Raw genomic sequence first — 17,293 nt, 5'->3', positions numbered from 1 at the left:
GAGCTCGGGCACGGGCCGACCGCCCGCCGCTACCGTGCCGGGGTGACCTCTCCCGGCGTGGCCGAGTACGCGGCGTTCCTCCCTCCGGCCCGGCGCGCCGGGGCCGAGGCGGAGCCGGCCAGCACGTGGTGGCGGTGGCGCGGGCACGAGGTCCACGTCCTGCGCCGGGCAGCCGGGCGGGCACCGGTGCGCGTGCTGCTCGTGCACGGCGCGGGCGGGCACGCCGCCGCGCTGTGGCCGGTCGCCTCCCTGCTCCCCGCGGAGCAGGTCGACCTCGCCGCCGTGGACCTGCCCCTCTACGGCCGGACCACCTCCGCCGACCCGGCAGCCGTGCGCTACGCGGACTGGGTCGCCCTGCTCCAGGACCTCGTCGCCGCGGAGGACGACGGCCGGCCGCTGGTGCTGCTGGGGGCCAGCATCGGCGGGATGCTCGCCCACGAGGTGGCCGCGACCACCGACCGCGTCGCCGCCGTCGTCGCGACCTGCCTGCTCGACCCGCGCGACCGGCGGGCCCGGGCGGTGATGACGCGCTTCGGGCCGCTGGGGGTCCTGGGCGGGCCGCTGGCGCGGCTGCTCCCCCGCGGGCTCGCCCGGCGGGGCATCGCCGTGTCGTGGGTCGCCGCGCTGTCGAGGATGAGCCGCGACCCCCGCCTGTCCCGGCTCTGCGCGACCGACCCGCGCGGCGGCGGCGCCAGGGTCCCGCTCGGCTTCCTCGCCTCGTACCTGACCTACCCCCACACCCCGCCCGAGCGGATGCGCACCCCGGTCGTCCTGGCGCACCCGGCTCAGGACGCGTGGACCCCGCTCGAGGTCAGCGCCCGGTGGCTCGGCCGCGTCGCGGCGCCGGCCGAGCTGGTGGTGCTGCGCGGGTGCGGGCACTTCCCCGTCGAGGAGCCCGGCCTGGAGGACCTTGTCGGCGCCGTCCTGCGCGTCGCCGAGGGCGTGCAGCGGGTTGCCGCGCACCGCGCCTGAGCGACCTGTCCCGGCGGGTCAGGCCGCGACGCGGGCGCGGCGCCGGCGTCGGGCGACCACCACGACGCCGACCGCGACGGCCAGCACCAGCACGCCGGCCAGGGCCCACGGCGACGCCGCCGCGAGGCGCACCGCCGCCCACACGGCGCCGAGGCCCACGGTGCCCCAGACGAACGCCCACGCGATGCTGCCCGGGACGGACGCGGCCACGAAGCGCGCGTACGGCATGCGCACCAGCCCGGACGCGACGAACACCGCGGTCTGCACGCCGACGGTGAGGTAGGCGGCCGTCACGGCGAGCGGGCCCCAGCGGTGCACCAGGGCGAGGCCGCGCCGGGCCGGGGGCGTGCCGAGCAGGCGGTCGACGCGGTCGACGCGGTCGACGCGGCGGCGCGCGGCGCGCGGCGCGTGACCGCGGTCGACGCCGGTCGGTCCGGCGGCGGGCTCCGCCGTCGCCCGCGGCAGGTTCCCGGCGTCGCCGGTGTGGACGATGCGCCGGGCGCCGCCCAGCACGCCGCGCCCCAGCCAGTAGAAGAGGTGCGACCGGGCCATCACGACGACGAACAGGCCGGTCACGACGGCCCAGAACGGCCACCCCGCCATGCCGTAGGCCGCCGCCACGTCTGTCACGCCACCCAGCGTACGGGCCGGTCAGCGGCGGGCGACGGCGTCGTGGCGCACGCCACGGCCGAGGCGGGCCGAGCCCCGTGCGGCGGCCCGCCCCGACGGCGCCCGCGCGGCTCGTCCTGCAAGCACCGCGGGCCTGGCGCACGGTGGTGTGCGGAAGGGAGGCCGACGATGCCGAAGACCACGAAGAAGGGTGACGCCCGCAAGGACGAGCTGCCCTCGACGCTCGAGCGCTCGGACGCCAAGGCCCAGCGCACGTTCGCCAAGGCGCACGACTCGGCGATGGACTCGTACGATGACGAGCGCCGCGCGCACCAGGTGGGGTACTCCGCGCTCAAGCACACGCACGAGAAGGTGGGCGACCACTGGGAGCCCAAGGACGAGAAGGGCCCGTCGGACGCGCAGGCCGAGGGCGGCCGGGGCACGGACCGCGAGACCGCGGGCGGCGTCGACGCGAACGCCTCGAAGGAGCACCTGTACGAGCTCGCCAAGAAGCTCGACGTCTCCGGCCGGTCGAGCATGTCCAAGGACGAGCTGGTCGACGCGATCCAGAAGGCCAACGACAAGGCCAGCCGCGACGCACGCAGGTGACGAGCGCACGCAGGTGACGAGCGTAGGTGAGGAGGCGGCCATGACGGGCGCCGAGATCAGCGACGAGCTGTGGCAGGACTTCCACGACGTGGTCAACATGACCTCGCGCGAGCTGCAGGAGTGGCTCGCCACGGACGCCTCTCCCGTGGGCTCCGACGCGCTGCCCGACCAGGCCGGCACCGAGCGGTCCCGCGCGGTGCTGGAGATCCTGGGCAAGCGGCGCACCGACCTCACGCCGGACGACGCCGTGGTCATGCGCTCCGTGGTCGAGGAGGTGCAGGCGGCGCGCGGCCCCGACATGGAGTCGACGGCCGGCGACGCCGCGTGGCGCCACCGGCTGATGTCGCTGGGTCACGACCCGCTCAAGGACCCGAACGCCTGACGAGGACGGCGGTGCGGGCGCAGGACACGCCCGCACCGCCGTCGTGCGGCCGGACGGCCGCATTCGTCCTGTACGGGGCCGTGCCGGCGGCGCTAGCGTCGCCGGCATGCTTCCCGACGCCACCGCCGGCGACGGCGCCGCGCGCGCCGGCCACACCGAGCCTCACCCCTCGGCCGAGCCCACCGGCCTCGACCTGACGGCGTTCCTGGCGGCGTTCCACCGCCTCGCCGACGCCGCCGGGCGGGCCCAGCAGCAGGAGGCGTCCCCCGGACCCACGGTCGCCGGCGTGCTCGCCGACCACCTCGGGACGGAGCCGCGAGGGCTCGCGGTGGTGACGGAGCAGGTCTCGCCGATGCGGCTGGTCGACGCCGACGTGGCGCTCGAGGCGGTCGTCGCCCGGCACGGCGGCGGCCGCCTGGTCGGCGTCGGCGGGGGCGAGCAGCGCATGCACAGCTCGCTGTCGGAGATCGTCGAGCAGTCGCGCCAGTGGCGGCAGTTCCCGCTCGGTGCCGTCGACTACGCCCGCACCGCCACCGGCCCGGACTCCGAGCGCCGGGTGGTCACGTTCGGCCTGCACCTGTTCGCCGTCGACGGCGTGCCTGTGGCCGTGCTCCAGCGCGGGCCGTCGCCGCGGTACGACATGCAGGGCGTGCTGGAGGTGCTCTGCGCGGACGAGGACGTCACGCTGCGGCTGCTCGCGGAGCTGCGCGGGGCCATGGTCGACCGCAGCGTCCTGCGCGGCCAGGTCGTCGCGTTCACCGGCAACCCTTACGAGCCGGCCGCGGGCGGCGTGACGTTCCTGCGGCGCACCCCCGTGCCCGCCGACGACGTCGTGCTGCCCCCGGGCACCCTCGACCGCGTGACCCGGCAGGTGCTCGGCGTGGCCCAGCACCGCGAGGCGCTGCTTGCCGCCGGCCAGCACCTCAAGCGCGGCGTGCTGCTCTACGGCCCGCCCGGCACCGGCAAGACCCACACCGTGCGCCACCTGGTCGGCGCGGCGGAGGGCACCACCGTCATCGTGCTCGCGGGGACCACGCTGCGCCTCGTCGGCATGGCGGCGGACGTCGCCCGCGCCATGCAGCCGGCTGTGATCGTGCTCGAGGACTGCGACCTCATCGCCGAGGACCGTTCCTTCCACGACGGCCCGCAGCCGCTGCTCTTCGACGTGCTCGACGCCATGGACGGGCTGGGCACGGACGCGGACGTCGCGTTCCTGCTCACCACCAATCGCGCGGACCTGCTCGAGCGCGCGCTCGCCCAGCGCCCCGGGCGCGTGGACCTCGCCGTCGAGATCCCCCTGCCGGACGACGGGGCGCGCCGCCGGCTCTTCCACCTGTACGCCGCGGACCTGCCGTTCACCGCCGCCGCGCTCGACGAGGCCGCCGACCGCACCGCGGGGGTCACCGCGTCGTTCGTCAAGGAGGTGATCCGCCGCGCGGTGCTGCTCGCGGCCGAGGCCGGGCACCCGGTCGGCGACGACGACCTGCGCGCGGCCGTGGCCGAGATGACGGACGACGCCGAGCGCATCACCCGGTCGCTGCTGGGCGGCGCACAGCAGGACGGCTCGCAGCCGGACGAGCTCGACCCGTGGGCGGCGCCGGGGGACGACGCCGGGGGGCGGTGAGCGACCGCAGGAGCACCCCGGCCATGACGGCGGCCAGCGCCTGCACCACCCCGGCGACGACGAGCGTCGGCCCGGCGCCGAACCAGCCGATGACGGCCCCGCCGGCGAGCAGCCCGAGCGACGCGCCGCCGCTGTGCAGCACCGTCTCCGCCGTGAACGCGGCGCGCCGCTCGGCGCCCGCGGTGCGCTCGCTGATCAGCGCGTTGAGCGCCGCGATGCCCAGCGGCATCGCCGCGCCGCCGACGGCGGAGACGACGGCGATGGCGGCCAGGCCCGGCGCCGCGAGCGGCAGCAGCGCGAAGGCGCCGCCCAGGACCGCCCAGGAGGTGACGATCGTGGCGGCGCGCGGCAGGCGGTCGACGACCAGCGGGACCACGAACGACATCGCCACCGACGCCGTGCCGTAGCCCGCCATGCCGGCCGCCACGAGCTCCCCCGGGCGGTCGAGCTCCGCGCCGAGCAACGCCAGACCGAGGCTGAACGCGAACCACGCCAGCCCGCCGACGCCGGCCAGCGCGATGCTGATCGCGAGGTCGGGGTGGCGGCGCAGCACGGCACGCACGGGAACGTCGTGCGCCGCGTCGTCCGGTGCGGGCGCGCCCGCGCCGGACCCGCCCGCAGCCGCCCCGTCGCCCGGCGCACGGCCTGCCGCCGCGGCCGCCCCGGGCACCGCGGCCATCGCCGCCGCGCCGAGCAGCACCGCCGCCGTCTCGCACCACAGCAGCGGCTCGGCGCCCCAGGTGCCGACGAGGAACGCGCCCAGCGGCGGCGCGAAGATCATCGAGACCCGGTGCGCCAGGTCCTGCCAGGAGAGCCAGCGCGCGGCCGAGCCGGCGTCCCCGGCCTCGGCCAGGTCGGCCGTGAGCGACCGCTGCGCCGGCGCCAGCAGCGCACCGGTCGCCCCGGTGACGAGCCCTGACGCGCTGAGCACCACGGCCCCCATGCCGACCGTCGCGGAGGCCAGCGGCACCAGCGCCAGACCCGCCGCCTGCACCAGCAGCACCAGCGCCAGCGCCCGGCCCGAGACGAGCCGCCCGCGCAGCCGCCGCCCCCACCACGCCGAGGTGAGCAGCGGGAGCCCGGCCATGCCGCCCACGAGGCCGGTCGTCCACGCGTCGCCCGTCTCCGCGAGCGCCACGAGCGGCAGCGCGACCGCCGTGACGCGCTGCCCCACCCAGGTGATGAAGGTGACGGCGGTGAGGGTCTGCAGGTGTCGGCGCACGGGACGATGGTGGCGGCATCGCAGGGGCCCGGGTAGACGACGGCGGCGGACGGGCTCTCCTAGGGTGTGCCTATGGGCTCCCGCATCTCGGTCGATGACTTGCGCCTGGTCGAGGCGGTGGCGCGGCACGGCTCGCTCGGGGCGGCGGCGCGCGAGCTGCTGGTGAGCCAGCCCTCGGCGAGCCAGCGGCTCGGCGCCCTGGAGCGCCGGCTGGGCACGCGCCTCTTCGACCGGGACACCACGGGGGCCCGCGCCACCGCGGCCGGGCGCGAGGTGGCGCAGCAGGCGACGCACGTGCTCGCGCACCTCGCGGCGCTGCCGGAGCGGGCGCTGGCGGCGGCACGGGAGCGGACCCTCGCCGTAGGCACCATCCCGAGCCTCGCGGCCGTCGTCTTCACCGCGCTGGACCTCGAGCTCGACGGCGTGACCGTGCAGCCCGAGGTGGAGCACGGCCCCACCCTGCTGCAGCGCCTCGACGAGGGTGCGCTCGACGCCGCCGTCGTGACCATCGCCGAGCAGACGGTGCTGCCGCGCGGGGTGAGCGTCACCGACCTCGGCAGCTCGCCGCTCGTGACGCTGCTGCCCGACGGCGCCCCGGGCCGCGGCCTGGGCCGGCGCCCGTACGCGGGGCGGACGGTCGTCTACTGCACCGTGGACCGCGCGGGCGACGCGCTGCCCCGCCGCCTGGCCGACCTCGGTGCCGCGCCGCGGCCAGGCGCCACGGTGGAGGCCGCGGTACGGATGGGCCGCGCGCGCCGCTGCGCCGTCGTCGTGCCCGAGCTGGCGACCCGGTGGTACGCCGCACCGGGCGACCGCACGGAGCCGGCGCCGGCGCCGGGCGCCATGCGGCTGTCCCTGGTCACGCGGACGCCCGCCCCGGCGGAGCTGCGCGACGCGGCACCGCGGCTGCGGGACCGGCTCCACGACCCGGCGGTCTGAGCGGCGGCGCTCAGGCCGGGCCGCTGCGCGGGCCGCGGGCGGGCACCGAGGACTGCGAGCCGCTCCGGGAGGCGGCGTACGACTGCGTCCGCAGCAGGTCCTCCCACCGGTAGGTGCCGAGGCCGCGCGGGGCGTTCTCCGTGGGGTCGAACCGCACCTGCGGGTCGTCGCCGTCGCGCGCCGGCACCCCGGCGCCCGGCAGCAGCGGCCCGCGCAGCTCGAGGCCCCCGAACCGGTGCCACGCGCCCAGCGGCGTGGCCTCGAGGATCTCGTACGTCACCGTGCCGGTGGCGCGGGTGGCCGCGACGTCGGGCCGCACCCCGAGCACCACGGGGCCCGCCTCCGTGCGCAGCGGCATCAGGGTGCCGAACCAGCCGTTCAGCCGCCGCCGCGGCAGCGGGGTGAACCGCGTGAGCCGGCCCGGGCGGCTGGAGGAGAACAGCAGGTCCTGCGGCTCGCCGTCGACGTGCCAGCGCACGGCCAGCCCGATGACATCGGGCCAGCCGCGCGGCATCCCGGCCCCGAGGGACAGCCGCACGAGCGCGTCGGTCCGCCCCTGCGGCAGCACCTCGGCGCCGGGCTCGTCCTCGGCGACGACGAGCGCCGCGTCGAGCAGCACGCCGCGCAGGTGGATCGGCCGGGCGTGCAGGAGGCGCGCGACGGCGCCGAAGAGCGCGGCGACCGCCGCGCCGGCGGGGCGGGCGGCCACCTCGGCGGGGCGGGCGAGAGTCGACGACGGCATGGCGTCACGGTGGCACGGGGCCCGACCGCTCGCAGCGAGCGGCGGGCGTCCCGGGCCGGCGCGAGCGGGCGCGGGTCAGACCAGCCCGGCCTCCCGCGCCACGATCGCCGCCTGCAGCCGCGAGGCGACCCCGAGCTTCGTGAGCACGCGCGAGACGTGCGTCTTGGTCGTCGCCTCGGTGATCACCAGCGCGGTGGCGATCTCGGCGTTGGCCATCCCGCGGCCGAGCGCCGCCAGCACGTCGCGCTCGCGCGGCGTCAGCGCCGCGAGCCGCGGGTCGCCGACCGCCGTCCCGCCGTCGGGGGCGCCCGCCGGCCGGCCGTCCGGGCCGCCCACCGGCAGGCGGGCGAGCTGGCGCAGCAGCCGGCGGGTCACCTCGGGCGCCAGCACGCCGTCGCCGGCGGCCACGCGCCGCACGGCGTCCAGCAGCGCGGCCGGCTCGGCGGACTTGAGCAGGAAACCGGCCGCCCCGGCGCGCAGCGCCTCGTCCACGTACTCGTCGAGGTCGAAGGTGGTGAGCACCAGCACCTCCGCCAGCCCCTCGTCGACGACGGCGCGCGTCGCGGCGAGGCCGTCGGTGCCCGGCATGCGCACGTCCATGAGCACGACGTCCGGGCGCAGCGCCCGCGCGTTCGTCACGGCCGCGGCCCCGTCGGCGGCCTCGCCCACGACGACGACGTCGCCCGCCGCCTCGAGCAGCAGACGCATGCCGGCGCGGATCGCCGCGTGGTCGTCGGCCAGCAGCACCCGTACCGTCATCCGTCGCTCCGTGTCCCGGCCAGCGGCACGCCGGCCGCGGCGGTCCCCGGGTCGAGCGGGATCGCGGTGCGCACCTGCCAGCCGCCCGCCGGCGCGGGGCCGGCGGCAAAGGTGCCGCCGAGCCCCTCGGCGCGCTCGCGCATCGTCAGCAGGCCGGTGCCGCCGCTCAGCGCGGCGTGGTCGCGGCCCGGCGCGTCGCGACCGGCGGCCGCCGGCCCGCCGTCGTCGGCCACCAGAAGCTCCACCTGGGCGCCGTCGGCGCCGTGGGCGCCGGCCGTGCGCCGCACGCGCACGACGACGGCGCTGCCCGGCGCGTGCTTGACCACGTTGGTGAGCGCCTCCTGCGCGATGCGGTGCAGCGCCTGGTCCACCGCGGCCGGCACCGGGCGGCCGAGCACGCCGTCCGGGTCCTCGAGCGCGACGGCCGCCCCCGCCGCCCGCGCCCCGTCGAGCAGCGCCTCGACCGCGGCGGGCGCCGTCAGCCGGGCCGGGGCCGCGACCTCGGGCTCGCGCCGCACGTCCGAGCGCAGCAGCAGGATCATCGCGCGCATCTCCTCCAGGGACGCCACCGCGCTGGTGCGCACCTGCTCCAGGGCGGCCCGGTCGCGCCCGGCGTCGGGCGGGCCCGCGAGCGCCGCGCCGGAGTGGATGGCGATGGCCGACAGGTGGGAGGCGACGGCGTCGTGCAGGTCGCGCGCCATGGCGGCGCGCTCGGCCCGCACGGCCTCGTGCCGGTCGAGCTCGCCGATCCGCTCGAGGTCGGCGGCGCGCCGGCGCTCCAGGTCCACCTGCCGCTCGGCGAGGTCGGCGCGCTGGCGCTCGAGCTCGGCCAGCTCCGTCTTCTGCCGCACGTTGGTGGCCCACCACAGCGGCATGAGCAGCACGGCCGTCATCGTCAGCGCCACCGACACGGCCACGCGCGGGTCGCGGGCGGCGACGGCCCCGGCCACGGACGCGCCGGCGGCGAGCGTCGTCGTCGTGATCCACAGCCACCGCCGCGCGCGCGGCCTCGTCCACAGGGCGGCGGCGTACAGCAGGTCCCACAGCACGATGAGCAGCGCCAGGCTGCCGCCCCACCACAGGTCGACGGCCACGAGCACGGCGCCGCCGAGCAGGGCGCGGACCGGGTGGGCGCGCTTGGCGAGCAGCAGCAGGCAGCCGAGCACGAGGAGCACGAGGTGCCACCACCCCGGCACCGTCGGCGCGTGCCCGTAGAGGCCCACGAGCCCGACGGCGAGCGTCAGCGCGCCGAGCGCGAACGCGCCGCCGGCATCGACGACCAGGCCGCGCCGGTCCTCGCCCGACGGCGCGACGACGGCGCGCGCCAGCTCGCCCACCAGCCCGCGCCACCTGCTCTCGCCGCCCACGGACCCATCCCAGCACGCCGGCGGCGCGATGGGATCCGACGAAAGGTGTACGGGGCGCCCGCGGCGGCGGCGAGGATCGCTCCTCCGGCCGACGCGAGGTGCGCCCGGCCCCGGGCAGGCTCGCCGGCATGGACATCTTCTCGCTGGACCTCCCCGCGGGCGCGGGGCTCGCGGCGATGGCCGGGACGCTCGTGGTGCTGGCCCTCCTGGACTCCACGAGCTTCGGCACCCTCGCGGTGCCCGTCTGGTTCCTCCTGGCGCCGGGCCGCCCGCGCGCGGGCCGGATCCTGGTCTACCTCGGCACGATCGCGGGCTCCTACCTCGCCGTGGGCGTCGCCGTGCTGCTCGGCGCCGGGGCCCTGCTGGAGCGGTACCAGGACGTCCTCGCCACGCGCGGGTTCACCTGGGTGCAGCTGGTGCTCGGCGTGGCGCTGTTCGCGCTCAGCTTCCGGTTCGACGGCAAGCGCGCCGCCCGCCGCCGGGCCGCGCAGGAGGCCGCGGGGACCACGCCGCGGCCGGGGCGGCTGCAGCGGTGGCGGGAGCGGGCGCTGGGGCTCGACGCGGCCGCGGCCGGCGGGGCTCCCGCCCCGGGGCCGGGCACGCGACCCGGCGCCGAGGGGCGCCCGGTGCTGGTGCGCGCCCGGCCGTCGGTGCTGCCGCTGGTGGGCCTGGCGCTGGGCGCCGGGGCGGTCGAGGTCGCCTCGATGCTGCCCTACCTGGGCGCCATCGGGATCCTGTCGGCGTCGGGGCTGCCGACCGCCACGAACGTCGCCGTGCTGGCCGCGTACTGCCTGGTCATGGTGCTGCCGGCGCTGCTGCTGCTGGCCGGCCGCCTGACCGCGTCGCGCCTCGTCGACCCGCTGCTGCGGCGCATCGACGCGTGGTTCGCGAAGAACGGCGAGGAGACGACCGGCTGGATCCTCGGCATCGTCGGAGCCGTCCTGGCGCTCCGGGCGGCGAGCACGCTCGGCATCGTCGGCTGACGCCGCCCGCCCAGGACGCCGGGGCGTCGGGTTGCAGGGGGTCCCGTGCGACGTCCCGGCCCTTACGCTGTGCGGCGTGCACCCCGTCCCGCTGTCCGACGACGTCGTCCTGCGCCTGCTCCGGCCCGGCGACGGCGAGCCCCTGCTCGCCGCCTACGAGCGCAACCGCGAGCACCTGGCCCCGTGGGAGCCGGAGCGCACCGACGTCTTCTGGACGGCGGGCTGGCACGAGCAGCAGGTCGCCGGCGCCCTGGCGGGGCACGCGGCCGGCCGCAGCGTGCCGCTGGTGCTGGTGCAGGGCGAGCGCGTGGTGGGCCGGCTCAACGTCGACGACGTCGTGCGCGGCGCGTTCCGCAGCGCGCACCTCGGCTACTGGGTCGACGCCGCGATGACGGGGCGCGGGCTGATGACCGCCGCCGTCGAGGCCGCCGCGGCGCACTGCCGCGACACGCTGGCGCTGCACCGCCTGCAGGCCGCCACGCTCGTGCACAACGCCGCGTCCCAGGCGGTGCTGGGGCGCACCGGGTTCGAGCGCATCGGGACGGCGCCGCGGTACCTGAAGATCGCCGGGCGCTGGCAGGACCACGTGCTCTTCCAGCGGATCCTGCACGACTGACGGCGGCCGTGCGCCAGGGAGGGAGGCCGGCATGACGCTGGTCCGCACGAAGCTGCGCGCCCCGCGGCCCCGCGCCGCGGCGGTGCCGCGCGACCGCCTGGTCGACCGTCTCGCCGACGCGACCACCGCCACGCTCACGGTCGTCGTCGCGCCCGCCGGCTTCGGCAAGACCACCCTCCTGGCGCAGTGGCTGGCGCGGCCCGGGACCGGGCCCGTGGCCTGGTTCGCCGCCGACCCGCGCGACGACGACCCGGCGGTCTTCTGGCGCTACGTCCTGGCCGCCCTCGCCACCGCCGCCCCGGACGCCGCCGCGTCGGCGCGCGAGCGGGCGGACGCCGCCGCGCCCGCCACGGAGGTGCTCACGACGCTGGTCAACGACCTCGCCGACGCGCCCGACGACGTGGTCCTGGTCATCGACGACCACCACGCGATCACCTCGGCGGAGGTCCGCGACGGCCTGGCGTTCCTCGTGGAGCACGCGCCGCCGACGCTGCACCTGGTGCTCGCCGGGCGCACGGAGCCGGACCTGCCGCTGGCCCGGCTGCGGGCGCGCGGCCGGCTCGTGGAGCTGCGCGCGGCCGACCTGCGCTTCACCGCCGCCGAGGCCCTCGCGTTCCTCGGCGACGTCATGGGCGTCCCGCTGGACGCCGACGCCGCGGCCGCGCTGCACGGCCGCACCGAGGGCTGGGCCGCCGCGCTGCAGCTGGCCGCCCTCTCGCTGCGCGGGCGGCCCGACCCGGGTGCCGCCGCGGCACGGGTCGGCGGCACCGACCGGTTCGTGCTCGACTACCTCGCCGCCGAGGTCCTGGACGCCCAGCCCGCGCCGGTCCGCGACTTCCTGCTGCGCACGAGCGTGCTGGACCGCCTCGAGGGCGGCCTGTGCGACGCCGTCACCGGTGGGTCCGACGGCGCCGCGACGCTCGCGGCGCTGGACCGCGCCGACCTGTTCCTGGTGCCGCTGGACGACCGGCGCACCTGGTACCGCTACCACCACCTGTTCGCCGACGTGCTGCGGGCGCGGCTCGCGGCCGAGGCGCCCGGGACCGCTCGCGGACTGCACCTGCGGGCGAGCGACTGGTTCGCCGCGCGGGGAGACTCCGCCGAGGCGGTCGAGCACGCGCTCGCCGCCGAGGCGTGGGACCGCGCAGCCGACCTCGTCGCGGCGGCCGCGCCCGCCCTGCGCCGCGAGCGCCGCGAGGCGACGCTCGGACGCTGGCTCGCGGCGCTGCCGCGGCCGGTGCTGGCGGACCGGCCAGAGCTGGCCGTGGCGTACGCGGGCACGCTGCTGGCGACCGGGCGGACGGACGAGGTCGACGCGCTGCTCGCGGCCGCCGAGCGCGCGGTCGGCGGCGCGGGCGACGGCGCAGGCGGCGGCCCGACCGGGGGCGCAGGCGCCGGGGTGCGCGCGACGCTCGCCCAGGTCGCGCTGTACCGCGCCGCGGAGGCGCGGGCGCGCGGCGACCTCGACGGCACGGTGGCGCACGCCGAGCGGGCGCTGCACGTGACCGCCGACGACGACCACCTCGCGCGCGGGGCGGCTTCCGGGATGCTCGGCCTGGCGCGCTGGTCGGCCGGCGACCTCGACGAGGCGCTCGAGTGCTGGTCGCGCGCCCACGCCGACCTCCGGCGCGCCGGGCACCGTGCCGACGCGCTCGGCGCCGTGATCGCGCTCGCCGACATCCGGCTCGCCCAGGGCCGGCTGCGCGACGCGCGACGGGCCTACCGCGACGCGATCGACGCCGCCGCGGCGCACGCCGCCGCCGGCGGGCCGCCGCTGCGCGGGCTGGCGGACATGCACGTCGGGCTCGCCGACACGCTGCGCGAGGCGGGCGACCTCGCCGGCGCCCGCGAGCACCTGCGGGTCGCCGAGGGCCTCGGCGACGACGCCGGCCTGCCGCAGAACGCCCACCGCTCCCGCGTCGTCGCCGCCCGCCTGCGGCTCGCCGAGGGCGACGCCGTCGGCGCGGTCGCCCTGCTCGAGGAGGCGGAGCGGCGCTACGTCGCCGACTACTTCCCCGACGTGCGGCCGGTCGCGTCCGAGCGGGCCCGTGCGCTCGTCGCGGCGGGCGACGTCGACGGCGCGTGGGCGTGGGTGCTGGGGCGCGGGCTGGACGCCGACCTCGCCGAGGCCGTCGATGCCGGCGACGCCGAGGTGCCGTTCCTGCGCGAGCACGAGCTCGTGACGCTCGCGCGGGTGCTGCTCGCCCGGCACGCGGCCGACGGCGACGACGGCGCGCTGCGCGACGCCGCCCGGCTGCTGGCGCGGCTCGAGCGTGCCGCCGGAGCCGGCGGGCGCGGCGGCACGCTGCTCGAGGTCCTCGTCCTGCAGGCCCGCGCCCACCAGGCCGCAGGGGACGGCGAGGCGGCGCTGGCGGCGCTCGCGCAGGCGGTGCGGCGGGCCGCGCCGCAGGGAGTCGTGGGGGTCTTCGCGGACGAGGGCGAGCCCGTCGCCGCGCTGCTGCGGGCGCTCGCCCGCAGCGGTGCCGACCGGTCGGCGGCCCGGCACCTGCTGACGCGGCTCGCCCCGGGCGGCGGTGCCGCGGGCTCCGGCCGCGAGGGCGGGCGCGGCGAGGGTGCGCGCGGCCGGACGACGGCGGCGGGCCATCCCGTCGTCGACGCGCTCGCCGCCCCGCTCGTCGACCCGCTGAGCGCCCGCGAGCTGGAGGTGCTGCGACTGCTCGCCACCGACCTCGACGGCCCGGGCATCGCCGCGCGGCTGGTGGTGTCGCTGCACACCGTGCGCAGCCACACCAAGAGCCTGTACGCCAAGCTCGGCGCCCATGGCCGCCGCGAGGCGGTCCGGCGGGCCATCGAGCTGGGCCTCCTGGGCCCGGACGACGCCCGGTAGACCGCCCCGCGCCCACCGAACGGCTCCCACGAGGACCCCCACGAGGATCCCCACGAGGACCCCCACGAGGATCCCCACCCGGATCCCCACACCTGGGGATCCGCCCGCGGCCGCGCCTCCGTAGCGTCGTCGACATGTTCACCAGTCGCCCCGCCACCGCCACCGCCACCGCCGCGCCGGCCGCCGCGGCCCCGTCGTCCGCCACCCCGGCCGCGAGCGCCGGCGGACGGGCGTCCGGCGAGCGCCGTGCCGCGCGCCTCGCCGGCGCGCTGTACCTCCTGACGTTCCTCGCCTCGATCCCCGCCGTCGCGCTGCTCGGCCCGGTGCTGGGTGACCCGGGGTACGTGCTCGGGCCCGGCGCGGACGCCCAGGTCGTCGCCGGGACGCTGCTCGACGTCGTCAACGCGCTCGCCTGCGTCGGCACCGCCGTCGTGCTGTTCCCGCTGCTGCGGCGGCACGGCGAGTCGCTGGCCCTGGGCTTCGTGGCCTCCCGGCTGGTCGAGGCGGCGGTCATCCTCGTCGGCGTCGTCAGCCTGCTCGCCGTCGTGACGCTGCGGCAGCAGGGCGCGGGCGCGGCGGACCCCGGCGCGCTCGTCGCCGTCGGCGGCGCGCTCGTCGCCGTGCGCGACTGGACCTTCCTGCTCGGCCCGGGCGTCATGGCCGCGGTCAACGCCCTGCTGCTCGGCACGCTGGTGTACCGGTCGCGGCGCGTGCCGCGCGTCATCCCGCTGCTCGGCCTCGTCGGGGCTCCCCTGCTGCTGGCCTCCGGGATCGCCACGCTGTTCGGCGTGAACGACCAGCTGTCCGCCTGGTCGGCCGTCGCGGTGGCACCGATCTTCTGCTGGGAGCTCTCGCTGGGGCTGTGGCTGCTGGTCAAGGGTCTGCGGCCCGCCGCGTGACCCGGACGGCGGGCGCGAGCACCGCCCGCGGCCGCTACCGTCACCGCATGTCCGTCAGCCGCACCCTCGCCCGCACCTACTGGCGCCTGAGCCGCTGGGAGCTGCGCACCGAGCCGTTCCCCGACCGGTCGGGCCTGCTGGTCGGCGCGCCCCACACGTCCAACTGGGACTTCGTGTTCATGCTCGCCATCGCCGGCGAGGCCGGCGCGAAGATCCGCTGGCTCGGCAAGCACACCCTGTTCCGCGGCTGGCGCGGGCCCCTCATGCGCCGGCTCGGCGGCATCCCGGTGGACCGGCGCGACCCGGCGGGCGTCGTCGACGACGTGCTGGCGATGGTCCGCTCGGGCGAGGTGGTGCACCTGGTCGTCACCCCTGAGGGCACGCGCTCGGGCAGCGGCTGGAAGTCGGGGTTCTACCGCATCGCCCGCGAGGCCGGCCTGCCGGTCACCCTCGGCTACGTCGACCGCACGACGATGACCGTGGGACTCGGGCCGACGATCGAGCTGACCGGCGACGTGCGCGCCGACATGGACACCGTCCGGGCGTTCTACGCGGACAAGGCGGGGTTCCACCCGGCGCTGCGCACCGAGCCCCGCCTGGCGCGCGAGGAGGCCGCCTGACCGGCGAGTTCACCCCTGACTCACCCGCGCTCCCGCATGCGCGACGCCGCCACCTGGGGTAACAGTGGGGGTCCACCGAGGAACTGAGGGGTCACCATGAGCGACGTCGACGCCGGATCGATGACGATCGCCCTGCTGACGGCGTGCTCGGACCCCGACGGGCCCGGCATCCGGTCCGAGGTGGTCCAGCAGCTGCTCGACGAGGCGACCGCCGACCCGCACACCGCGCGCGCCGTCCTCACCACCATGCTCACGGCGTCGGTGGTGTCCCTGCGGGCCTTCACCGAGGCGGCGAAGCGGGACCGCTCGGACGTGCTGCAGACGCTCGGCATGGACTGGACCCGCCGCCGCCTGGGCGTCTGACCCGCCCGTTCGCCGGCAGCTCCCGCCGAGAGCGTCAGCCGTCGAGGTCCGCGACCCGCGCGACGCCCGGCGCGCGGACGGCCTGCAGCCGCCGCGCCACCGCCTCGGCGTCGCGCAGCACCCGCATCACGTTGCCGCTGGTGAGCCGGCCGAGGTCGGCGTCCGACCAGCCGCGCTCGGCCAGCGCCACGAGCAGGTTCGGGTAGCCGGAGACGTCCTCGAGGCCGGGCGCGAAGCCGGCCGAGCCGTCGTAGTCGCCGCCCAGCCCGACGTGGTCGATCCCGGCGACCTCGCGCACGTGCTCGACGTGGGCGACGACGTCGTCGAGCGTCGTCGGCGGCACCGGGTGCTCCTTGGCCCACTCCGCGCTGAACGCGGCGAAGTCGGCGTAGTCGTTGGGCGCGATGCCGGCGGCCCGGGCGGCCTCGCCGGCCGCGGCGCGCCACCGCCCGATCGCCGGCGTGACGAAGCTCGGCACGAACGTCACCATGCACACGCCGCCGTTGCCGGCGAGCCGGGCCAGCACGTCGTCGGGCACGTTGCGCGGCACGTCGCAGACGGCGCGCGCGGAGCTGTGGGAGAAGATCACCGGCGCCTCGGCGACGTCGAGGGCCGCGCGCATCGTGCCCGCCGAGACGTGCGACAGGTCCACGAGCATGCCGAGGCGGTTCATCTCCCGCACCACCTCGCGCCCGAACGCCGACAGCCCGCCGTGCGGCGACGGGGCGTCCGTGGCCGACTCGGCCCACGGGGTGCTGTGGTTGTGCGTGAGGGTCATGTACCGCACGCCCAGCGCGTGCAGGGCGCGCAGCGCGCCCAGCGAGGAGTCGATCGACTGCCCGCCCTCGGCGCCCAGCAGCGAGGCGATGCGGCCCTCGCGCCACGCGGCCTCGACGTCGTCGGCCGTCAGCGCCAGCCGGAAGTGCTCGGGCCAGCGCTCGACCATCCGGTGCACCGCGTCGACCTGCTCGAGCGTCGCGGTGACCGCGCTGCTGCCCGGCAGGTTGGAGGGCACGTACACGGACCAGAACTGCGCCCCCACGCCGCCGGCGCGCAGCCGGGGCACGTCCGTGTGCGTGCGGCCCTCGGTGCCGGCCCCGACGTCGAGCGCGGACCAGTCGGACGCGACCAGGTCGCGCGCCTCCCACGGCAGGTCGTTGTGGCCGTCCCAGACGGGGTGCTCGGCGAGGACGGCGGCGACGCGGGCGCGCGCGTCGGCGGAGGGGGCGGCGTCGGTCATGCCGCGAGCCTAGACGCCGCCCCGGAGGGCGCCGCCGGGCGGCGTCCCGCCCCGGCGAGGGGCGGCGGTCAGTCCCGGCTCAGTCCCGGCGCAGGCCGCGCAGGCGGTCGATCTCGCGCCGCTCGCGCTTGGTGGGCCGGCCGGTGCCCCGGTCGCGGACGCCGACGGCGAGGCGCTCCTCGCGCGGCGGCACGGGCGGGCTGTGGTCGGCGTAGGCCTGCACGGCCAGCGGCGCGGCGACGCGCTTGGGCAGCAGCTCGCGCACCTCGACGTCGCGCTCGCGCAGCGTGTCGCGCCAGGTGACGCGGTCGCCCACCTTCACCGCGGTGGAGGGCTTGGCCACGACGCCGTTGACCCGCACCCGCCCGTTGCGCAGCAGGGTCGCCGAGGCCGAGCGGCTCTTGAACAGCCGCACCGCCCACAGCCAGACGTCCACGCGCACGCCTGCCAGCCTAGGCCGCCGCGCGCCCCGACGTCGCGGGCCCGGACGTGGGCCCGG

General features: G+C 78.2%; 18 protein-coding genes. 11 read left to right on the top strand and 7 right to left on the bottom strand.

Features of this window, described 5'->3' with window-relative positions:
- Positions 1-42 precede the first annotated feature (42 nt).
- On the top strand, positions 43-972 hold the full coding sequence (locus U5M74_RS05740) for an alpha/beta fold hydrolase (RefSeq protein WP_410906990.1): 930 nt from the start codon (positions 43-45) through the stop codon (positions 970-972).
- Between the two features lie 18 nt (positions 973-990).
- Here the strand turns inward: U5M74_RS05740 and U5M74_RS05735 are convergent, their stop codons facing one another.
- Positions 991-1,602 carry a DedA family protein gene (locus U5M74_RS05735; protein WP_410906988.1) on the bottom strand — a complete coding sequence of 204 codons (612 nt, stop codon included), beginning with the start codon at positions 1,600-1,602 and terminating at the stop codon, positions 991-993.
- Between the two features lie 168 nt (positions 1,603-1,770).
- On the opposite strand from U5M74_RS05735, the gene U5M74_RS05730 reads away from it, so the two are divergent.
- The 3 genes from U5M74_RS05730 (at position 1,771) to U5M74_RS05720 (ending at position 4,196) form a co-directional block, all read left to right on the top strand.
- Positions 1,771-2,190, top strand: a complete 420-nt coding sequence (locus tag U5M74_RS05730) for a ChaB family protein (protein ID WP_410906986.1) — start codon at positions 1,771-1,773, stop codon at positions 2,188-2,190.
- A gap of 40 nt (positions 2,191-2,230) precedes the next feature.
- A complete protein-coding gene (locus U5M74_RS05725; RefSeq protein WP_069984510.1) occupies positions 2,231-2,572 on the top strand; it encodes a DUF3140 domain-containing protein in 342 nt (113 codons plus the stop codon).
- Between the two features lie 106 nt (positions 2,573-2,678).
- Entirely contained in the window at positions 2,679-4,196 is a 1,518-nt protein-coding gene (locus U5M74_RS05720; protein ID WP_410906984.1) for an AAA family ATPase, read from the top strand.
- On the opposite strand, the gene U5M74_RS05715 is transcribed toward U5M74_RS05720, so the two are convergent.
- On the bottom strand, positions 4,099-5,418 hold the full coding sequence (locus U5M74_RS05715; RefSeq protein ID WP_410906982.1) for an MFS transporter: 1,320 nt from the start codon (positions 5,416-5,418) through the stop codon (positions 4,099-4,101). The genes U5M74_RS05720 and U5M74_RS05715 overlap by 98 nt on opposite strands.
- Positions 5,419-5,490: 72 nt before the next feature.
- Here U5M74_RS05715 and U5M74_RS05710 point away from each other — a divergent pair, with 72 nt between their 5' ends.
- Entirely contained in the window at positions 5,491-6,357 is an 867-nt protein-coding gene (locus tag U5M74_RS05710) for a LysR family transcriptional regulator (RefSeq protein WP_410906980.1), read from the top strand.
- Between the two features lie 10 nt (positions 6,358-6,367).
- Here the strand turns inward: U5M74_RS05710 and U5M74_RS05705 are convergent, their stop codons facing one another.
- The 3 genes from U5M74_RS05705 to U5M74_RS05695 all read right to left on the bottom strand — a co-directional run bounded on the left by U5M74_RS05705 (position 6,368) and on the right by U5M74_RS05695 (position 9,225).
- Entirely contained in the window at positions 6,368-7,099 is a 732-nt protein-coding gene (locus U5M74_RS05705; RefSeq protein WP_410906979.1) for a hypothetical protein, read from the bottom strand.
- Positions 7,100-7,174: 75 nt separating this feature from the next.
- On the bottom strand, positions 7,175-7,858 hold the full coding sequence (locus tag U5M74_RS05700; RefSeq protein ID WP_410906977.1) for a response regulator: 684 nt from the start codon (positions 7,856-7,858) through the stop codon (positions 7,175-7,177).
- Entirely contained in the window at positions 7,855-9,225 is a 1,371-nt protein-coding gene (locus U5M74_RS05695) for a sensor histidine kinase (protein ID WP_410906975.1), read from the bottom strand. Before U5M74_RS05695 ends, U5M74_RS05700 begins: the two co-directional genes overlap by 4 nt.
- A 128-nt stretch (positions 9,226-9,353) precedes the next feature.
- On the opposite strand from U5M74_RS05695, the gene U5M74_RS05690 reads away from it, so the two are divergent.
- From U5M74_RS05690 to U5M74_RS05665, 6 genes are all read left to right on the top strand, one after another.
- The gene (locus U5M74_RS05690; RefSeq protein WP_410906974.1) at positions 9,354-10,208 is read left to right on the top strand and encodes a GAP family protein; all 855 of its coding nucleotides are present in this window, start codon (positions 9,354-9,356) and stop codon (positions 10,206-10,208) included.
- A 76-nt stretch (positions 10,209-10,284) separates the two neighbouring features.
- Entirely contained in the window at positions 10,285-10,824 is a 540-nt protein-coding gene (locus U5M74_RS05685) for a GNAT family N-acetyltransferase (RefSeq protein WP_410906972.1), read from the top strand.
- Between the two features lie 31 nt (positions 10,825-10,855).
- Entirely contained in the window at positions 10,856-13,672 is a 2,817-nt protein-coding gene (locus tag U5M74_RS05680) for a LuxR C-terminal-related transcriptional regulator (protein ID WP_410906970.1), read from the top strand.
- Between the two features lie 134 nt (positions 13,673-13,806).
- Positions 13,807-14,571: a DUF4386 domain-containing protein gene (locus U5M74_RS05675; protein ID WP_410906968.1), complete on the top strand. Its 765-nt coding sequence runs from the start codon at positions 13,807-13,809 to the stop codon at positions 14,569-14,571.
- Between the two features lie 47 nt (positions 14,572-14,618).
- Complete coding sequence (locus tag U5M74_RS05670; RefSeq protein ID WP_410906966.1) at positions 14,619-15,191, top strand: 1-acyl-sn-glycerol-3-phosphate acyltransferase; 573 nt, start codon at positions 14,619-14,621, stop codon at positions 15,189-15,191.
- Between the two features lie 96 nt (positions 15,192-15,287).
- The gene (locus U5M74_RS05665) at positions 15,288-15,554 is read left to right on the top strand and encodes a hypothetical protein (RefSeq protein ID WP_410906965.1); all 267 of its coding nucleotides are present in this window, start codon (positions 15,288-15,290) and stop codon (positions 15,552-15,554) included.
- Between the two features lie 34 nt (positions 15,555-15,588).
- Here U5M74_RS05665 and U5M74_RS05660 read toward each other — a convergent pair whose 3' ends face one another.
- Both U5M74_RS05660 and U5M74_RS05655 read right to left on the bottom strand, forming a co-directional pair.
- Positions 15,589-16,794, bottom strand: coding sequence for a dipeptidase (locus U5M74_RS05660; protein WP_410906963.1), 1,206 nt, complete (start codon positions 16,792-16,794; stop codon positions 15,589-15,591).
- 79 nt (positions 16,795-16,873) lie between these two features.
- Complete coding sequence (locus tag U5M74_RS05655; RefSeq protein ID WP_069983419.1) at positions 16,874-17,236, bottom strand: RNA-binding S4 domain-containing protein; 363 nt, start codon at positions 17,234-17,236, stop codon at positions 16,874-16,876.
- Positions 17,237-17,293: the final 57 nt, after the last annotated feature.

The organism is Puerhibacterium sp. TATVAM-FAB25, assembly GCF_046535855.1.
Classification (GTDB): domain Bacteria; phylum Actinomycetota; class Actinomycetes; order Actinomycetales; family Cellulomonadaceae; genus Puerhibacterium; species Puerhibacterium variabilis_A.
This window is presented reverse-complemented; position numbering and strand designations above follow the sequence as displayed.